This is a genomic window from Dietzia cercidiphylli (genome assembly GCF_014145145.1).
Classification (GTDB): domain Bacteria; phylum Actinomycetota; class Actinomycetes; order Mycobacteriales; family Mycobacteriaceae; genus Dietzia; species Dietzia natronolimnaea.
On sequence record NZ_JAALEA010000521.1, the window covers coordinates 1 to 6751 of the forward strand.

8 protein-coding genes are annotated in these 6751 nt (G+C 71.9%); 3 read left to right on the forward strand and 5 right to left on the reverse strand.

The genetic code is table 11. From position 1 onward, the window contains the following. A partial coding sequence (locus G6028_RS16685; RefSeq protein WP_182659543.1) for an HAD-IIB family hydrolase occupies positions 1-721 on the reverse strand: 721 nt, incomplete at its 3' end. Then, entirely contained in the window at positions 718-1539 is an 822-nt protein-coding gene (locus G6028_RS16690; protein ID WP_179524225.1) for a 1-acyl-sn-glycerol-3-phosphate acyltransferase, read from the reverse strand. The genes G6028_RS16685 and G6028_RS16690, both read right to left, overlap by 4 nt. Before the next feature lie 60 nt (positions 1540-1599). Between G6028_RS16690 and G6028_RS17840 the strand changes: the two genes are divergently transcribed. Next, positions 1600-2118, forward strand: coding sequence for a hotdog fold thioesterase (locus tag G6028_RS17840; protein WP_182659544.1), 519 nt, complete (start codon positions 1600-1602; stop codon positions 2116-2118). Positions 2119-2191: 73 nt separating this feature from the next. Here the strand turns inward: G6028_RS17840 and serS are convergent, their stop codons facing one another. After that, positions 2192-3454: a serine--tRNA ligase gene (gene serS / locus G6028_RS16700; protein ID WP_179524223.1), complete on the reverse strand. Its 1263-nt coding sequence runs from the start codon at positions 3452-3454 to the stop codon at positions 2192-2194. Between the two features lie 36 nt (positions 3455-3490). Beyond that, positions 3491-3934, reverse strand: coding sequence for an ankyrin repeat domain-containing protein (locus G6028_RS16705; RefSeq protein ID WP_179524222.1), 444 nt, complete (start codon positions 3932-3934; stop codon positions 3491-3493). 46 nt (positions 3935-3980) lie between these two features. Between G6028_RS16705 and G6028_RS16710 the strand changes: the two genes are divergently transcribed. Together G6028_RS16710 and G6028_RS16715 are read left to right on the forward strand one after the other, a co-directional pair. After that, the gene (locus G6028_RS16710) at positions 3981-5096 is read left to right on the forward strand and encodes a septum formation family protein (protein ID WP_241730850.1); all 1116 of its coding nucleotides are present in this window, start codon (positions 3981-3983) and stop codon (positions 5094-5096) included. Further along, entirely contained in the window at positions 5093-5443 is a 351-nt protein-coding gene (locus G6028_RS16715; protein ID WP_182659545.1) for a metallopeptidase family protein, read from the forward strand. Before G6028_RS16710 ends, G6028_RS16715 begins: the two co-directional genes overlap by 4 nt. Positions 5444-5456: 13 nt before the next feature. Here G6028_RS16715 and G6028_RS16720 read toward each other — a convergent pair. Then, a partial coding sequence (locus tag G6028_RS16720; RefSeq protein ID WP_182659546.1) for an AMP-binding protein occupies positions 5457-6751 on the reverse strand: 1295 nt, incomplete at its 5' end.

Consider the following 6751-nt stretch of genomic DNA (forward strand, 5'->3'; position numbering starts at 1 on the left):
CGTGGTCCGCCCAACGCAGCATCTCCAGGTCGTTGGGCATGTCACCGAAGGCGACAGTCACCGGGACGGCGGACGGCAGGGCCGTGGAGGCCGCGGTGGCGGCGGCGATCTCGGTCAGGCCGCTGGCCTTGGTCACCCCGCGGGCCGCGAACTCGATCAGCCCGTCGGTCGTGGAGTAGGTGACGTCGGCGAGGTGGTCGACCTCGCCGCGGAGCGCGGCCACCATGTCGGCGCTGGGCACCCCGGGAACCCGGGCCAACAGTTTGAGGACCGGCGCGGAGAGCACCTCGGCGTGCCCTACCTCCAGGTGTGCGGGATGGATCCAGGCGTGCTCGTAGTCCGGGCTGGCCACGAAGTCGGCGTCCGCCGCGTCGGTGCCCAGCCGCTCGGCCGCGATCCCGCTGTGCGGGAGCCTCCGGCGCAGCACCTCGTCGATCGCGGCGAGAGTGTCCGGTTCGAGCAGCCGGGTGGACAGGAACTCGCCGGTGTCGGTGTCCATGATCACCGCGCCGTTCGCGCAGACCGCGAGCGGTGCGACGGGCAACTGGTCGACGACCTGGTCCAGCCACCTCGGGGGGCGCCCGGTGGCCAGCACGAACGTCGCGCCGTCCGCGACGAGGTCCGCCACGACCGCCCGGTTGGCCGCCGGGATGAGGTCGTCGGTGCCGAGCAGGGTCCCGTCGACGTCCGTGGCGACGAGCAGAGGTCTGGACCGGGTCACGGAGCGTCCGGGCCCGCCGGTCCCTTCGGGGCGTCGGAGGCGTCGGCGGACGGGTCCACGGCCTTCTCCGCCCGTCGGCGCATCCGCTCGGCGTGCTCGGCCTCGTCGAGGGCGGTGGCCTCCTCGAGGGTCGGGGCCGAACCGCCGAGACGGGCCGGGACCCAGTTCGCACCGGGCGGGTACGGGCCGTAGCGCTGCGCGTACTCGTCCTGCAGCCGCTCGAGGGTGGCCTGCATCCGCGAGCGCAGCTCCTCGGTGCACTCCTCCACCGGCTCGTACGCCGGCGTCGGCTCGCCGACCTCCATCATGATCGGCACCTTCGGGCGCAGCAGCTTCTTGGGCAGGCCCTTGGTCCACACCCGCTGCGAGCCCCACAGGGTCACCGTGATGATCGGGACGTCGGCGGCGAGCGCCATCCGCACCGCACCGGACTTGAAGCCCTTGACCTCGAAACTGCGACTGATGGTGGCCTCGGGGAACACGCCCACCAGCTCTCCGGCCTTGAGCCGGTCCACCGCCTCGTCGAACGACGCCTTACCCGCCGTGCGGTCGACCGGGATGTGCTTGAGCTCCCGCATGATCGGCCCGGAGACCTTGTGGTCGAACACCTCGACCTTGGCCATGTAGCGGATGAACCGCTTGTGCAGGCGCGCCGGGATGCCGCCGTAGACGAAGTCGAGGTACCCGGTGTGGTTCATCACCACCACGGCCCCGCCGACCTCGGGGAAGTTGCGCTCGCCGCGCATCGTGATGTCCAGTCCCTGGACTTTGAACATTGTCCGGGCGAACCCGATGATCCCCGTATAGAGCAGCTCCACGGGCCCCAGCGTAGCGGCCCACCACGGGGGGCGTGATCCACTGCCGGTAGGTTCGGCGGGGTGGATGACGACGAGCCCTTCGATTCGGTCGACCCCGCGGCGCGCAGTCGCCACTATTCGTGGCCGCCGCTGCCCACCGAGTCCGAGCGCAGCCCGCACGCGGGCCTGGACGCCCTGCGGAGGATCGTCGACGGCGAGCGTCACCTCTCCCCCGGCGCGCACACGCTCGGTCTGGCACTCTCCTCGGCGTCCGATCGAGTGGTCACCATGACCGCCTCACCCGGAGAGTGGGCCCTGAACAACGGGGGGACGGTGCACGGCGGGATCGTCTCGGGGTGGGTCGACTCCGCCCTGGGCTACGCCACCGCGACGGTCGTCGACGAGGGCGTGGGCTACAGCACGCTCGACCTGACCGTCCGGTACATCCGCGCGCTCAGGCTGGAGAAGACCCCCGCGACTATCCACGCCGAGGTCGAGCACGTGGGCCGGTCGACGTGCGTCGTCCAGGCCAGGGTCCTCGACACCGACGGTCGGACCTGCGCCAGCGCGAGCGGCGTGATGATGCTCTTCCGCCCCTGACCCGGCCTGGAGGAGGGACGACGCCCCCCGTCATCACGAGTACCGGGGCATCGCGACTACCGGGCCATCGCGACTACCGGGGTGGCTCGAGCACGTCCTTGCCGACGAACGGCCGCAGCGCCTCGGGCACGACCACGGAACCGTCCGCCTGCTGGTGGTTCTCCAGGATCGCCACGAGCCAGCGCGTGGTGGCCAGCGTGCCGTTGAGGGTGGCGGCCGTCTGGGGCTTTCCCCCCTCGTCCCGGTAGCGCACCCCCAGCCGGCGGGCCTGGAACGTCGTGCAGTTGGACGTGGACGTGAGCTCCCGGTAGGCACCCTGGGTCGGGACCCACGCCTCGCAGTCGTACTTGCGGGCGGCCGACGACCCCAGGTCCCCACCGGCGATGTCGATCACGCGGAACGGCAGCCCCATGGCCTGCAGCATCTCCTTCTCGAAGCCCAGGAGGCGCAGGTGCTCGGCGTGGGCCTCCTCCGGCTTGCACCAGGAGAACATCTCGACCTTGTCGAACTGGTGCACGCGGATGATGCCGCGGGTGTCCTTGCCGTGGCTGCCGGCCTCACGCCGGAAGCAGGAGGACCAGCCGACGTACCGCTTGGGTCCGGCCGACAGGTCCAGGATCTCGCCCTGGTGGTAGCCGGCGAGCGCGACCTCGGAGGTGCCCACCAGGTAGAGGTCGTCGGCCTCGAGCCGGTAGATCTCGTCGGCGTGGGCGCCGAGGAACCCGGTGCCCTGCATGATCTCGGGGCGCACCAGAACCGGCGGGATCATGAGTGTGAAGCCGTTGGCGGTGGCCTTCTGCGCCGCCAACTGCAGCATGCCCAGCTGCAGGAGTGCGCCGTAGCCGGTAAGGAAGTAGAAGCGCGCGCCCGAGACCTTGGCGCCGCGTTCCATGTCCAGCAGCCCCAGACTCTCCCCGAGCTCGAGGTGGTCCCTCGGCTCGAAGTCGAAGCTCGGGATCTCTCCGATCCGCTCGATCTCCACGAAGTCGTCCTCGCCCCCGGCGGGGGTCCCCGCCTCGACGACGTTGGAGAGGAGCCGCTGGAGTCGGTCGACCTCGGCCGCGGCGGACTTCTCCGCCTCCTCGGCGTCCTTGACCGCCTGCTTGAGCGCACCCGCCGCCTCGAGCAGCGCGGGGCGGTCCTCCGGCGAGGCCTGACCGACCTTCTTGCCGTGCGCCTTCTGCTCGGCGCGCGCGCCGTCCGCGGCGGAGATCGAGGACCGGCGGGCCTCGTCGGCGGCCAGCAGCCGGTCGACCAGCGAGGGGTCCTCGCCGCGGGTGCGCTGGGAATCGCGGACGAGGTCGGGGTTCTCGCGGAGGAGCCTGAGATCGATCACGGCGACCAGCCTAGCGGCCCCGTCCCACCACCCGAACTAGACGCCGAAGAGTTCGAGGAAGGCGTCCTTCTCGAACATCCGGGCGGTGTCGACCGCGGTGGGCGTCCCCCCGTTGGGGTCCGCACCGCCCTCGAACAGCACCCGGACCACCTCGCCGTACCCCTTGAACACCGCCCCCGCGAGCGGGGTCTGCCCGCGGTCGTTCGCGCGGTCGACATCCGCGCCGCGGGCGAGCAGCGCCCGGACGGTGTCGGGATGCCCGTTGTAGGCGGCCAACATGAGCAGCGCGTCACCGCGCTCGTTCGTCAGGTCCGGGCTCACCCCAGCGTCGACGTAGGCGGCCAGGCGTTCGGTCTCGCCGTCCCGGGCGAGCTGGAAGAGCATCTGTGCGAACTCGAGGACCTCCGGGTCGACCCCCTCGCGCGGCGCGCGGGTTCCGCTGTCCGGGCCGCCGGCCTCGTCTCGGTTCTGTCCGCTCATGCCCTGAATCCTATCGGGGCGGCGAAGTTGCGGCATCATGGATGCGATGATCACCTCCTCGCGATCACCACACCCGGGCCGGTCACTGCTCCGGACCCGGGGCGCGGTCATGGCCTCACTCGTCGCGATCCTGTCCGGCGGGGCGATCACCGGTGGACTCATGGCCTCGGCCATGGGGGATCCGAACTCCGCGACGGCGGAACGGATCGCGGCCATCGTCCCGCAGGTCGACCCGAGGACGTTGTCCGGGCCCGCCTACGCGAACGCGGCCCCGGGAACGTGCCTGACCTGGCAGGTCGACGCGGCCGACCGCGTCACCGCGTTCACGACCGTCGACTGCGCGGAGCCCCACCGCTTCGAGGTCGCCGGCCGCATCGACCTCTCCGGGGTACCCGGGTTCGGCGAGAACACCCCGCTCCCGGACAACTCGAGGTTGGTCCCGATCGGCACCGATCGCTGCTTGCCGCTGATCACCCGCTACGCGGGGGGCCGCGAGGTCGACCCGGCGGGTCGGTTCACCGGGCTGGTCGTCCCCCCGTCCGAGGAGGGCTGGGCCAAGGGCGACCACACCGTGTTGTGCGGCGTCGCCGCGGCCGAACTCAACGGCCGGTCGACCACCTCGACAGGGGTGTTCGCGGAGGCCGACCAGCACCGACGGTGGGACCCCGGCACCTGCCTGGGGTTCACCGACGAGGGACTTCCCGGTGCGCCGGTGCCGTGTTCGGAGGACCACGCGATCGAGGTGGTCTCCGACGTCGACGTCTCCGGACTCTTCCCGGACGCGCCCACCCCGCCCGAGCCGCGGGTGCAGTCCGAGCTCACCGCGGACGCCTGCCTCGCCGCCGGGACCGCCTACCTGGGCGACGGGGAGGCCCTGCGCCGCACCACCCTGATCTCCACGCTCGTCAACCCGATCTCACAGATCTCGTGGGCGACCGGGAGCCGCACCGTCAACTGCGGGCTGATGCGGGCCGCCGACCCCGGGCCGTTCGCGGTGCTGCGGGGGTCCGCGCGGCAGGGAGTGCTGATCGACGGCTCCACCCCGGTGCCACCCACCACCACCGAGGTCCCGCCACCCGGGGTCGGCCAGGGGACACCCGGCACGCCGACCGACCCGGATCCCGGGACCGTGTCCGTCCCGATCCCCGGCGGTACGCCGTGAGCATCGTCGTGGCCGACTCCCGGTTCGAGTCGCTCGTCGACGACGCACTGGACTCCGTCCCGGACGCGTTGTTCGACGCGATGGACAACGTGGTGGTCCTCATCGCCGACCGCCATCCGGAGGAACCGGGCCTCCTGGGCCTGTACGAGGGCGTGGCGTTGACCGAGCGTGACACCACCTACTCGGGTTTCCTGCCCGACACGATCACGATCTACCGGGGTGCGCTGTGCGACTTCTGCTCCACCGAGGAGCAGTTGGTCCACGAGGTGGCGGTGACGGTCATCCACGAGATCGCCCACCACTTCGGGATCGAGGAGCACACCCTGCACGCCCTCGGCTGGGGCTGACCGGACCTGGGCATCACAGCTGGTCCGACGTGACCAGCCCGTCCCGCACCGCCTTGGTCAGCCGCACGTACCCGCCTGTACCGGGATCGCGGATCCAGGTTCGCGGGCCGGCCTTCGGCAGGCCCCGGGCGGCGAATCCGGTGGCGTCCGGCCGATACCAGTTCGTCACCGGGATGTCGTCGACGACGTGGACGATATCCGGTCGGCCGGTGGGCGGGACCGAGGCGAGTGCGCCACCGACGTCGGCCGCGGTGATCGCCGTGGAGCCCCACCGGCTCACCGCGACGACGGCGACCGGACCCGTGGCAGCGGACACGCCGTACAGCACGGCGAGGTCGACCTCGGGCAGATCCCCGAGCGCGTCGGCGACCTGGATCGGGAACACCGGGCCGTGCGCCGTGCGGACCACCGTGCTCGCCTGGCCGAGCTGCCAGTAGTCACCGTCCCGGTCACGCTCGAAGATGTCGTCGGTGGACACCCACGTGTCGCCCCGACGGAACACCCCGCGCAGCCGGCGAACGGAGGCGTCCACCCGGAGACGGGGCCGGGTGAGGAGCACGCCGGGCGCGCCGACCCCGCTCGGCACGGCGTAGCCACCGGGACCGGTCCTGATCGCGCCCGAGTCGGGGTCGACCTCGACGAGCCGCACCTCGGCGGTGCCGGGCAGCGGACGGCCGCGCGCGCCTTGCTTGGTCGTCGAGAGATTGGCGAGGACGACATCGACCTCGGTGCCGGAGTAGAACTCGAGGACCCGGGTCCCCGGGTAGCGGTCCAGCAGCCGCCGCCACACCCCGCGGGGCATGCCCGATCCCATGAAGAGCGGGATCGCCGGGAGGGTCTCGCCCGGATGCACCGGCCGACGGACCAGCTCGCGCATCATCGCCCACGTGTAGGACACGGCCGTGACCCCGTAGCGGCGGATCTCCTCGTCGAAGGTCGCAGGGTCGAATCCGCGCGACAGCGCGATCCGGGACCCGGCGGCCACGGCCCCGCCGACGGCGGTGAGCAGACCGGACGGGTGATGGAGTGGACTGAGGCAGTACACCGTCGACGCGGCGGTCAGGCGCGCGGCGCTGGCGGTGCCGAACGCGGAGAGCGCCCACCGGTGGTTGGTCACGAGCTTGGTCTGCCATGCTCCCGTCGAGCGGGTGAAGACGACGAAGGCGAGGTCGCCGGCGCGGCCGGGGTCCGGCACGTACCAGCGGGGCAGCTCGACCGCATCGGGGTCGATGCGTTCGAGGTCGACCAGCCCTGCGCCGAGGTCTCCGGGCAGGTCGCGGTCCGCGCCGCCGCCGAGGACGAGCGCCC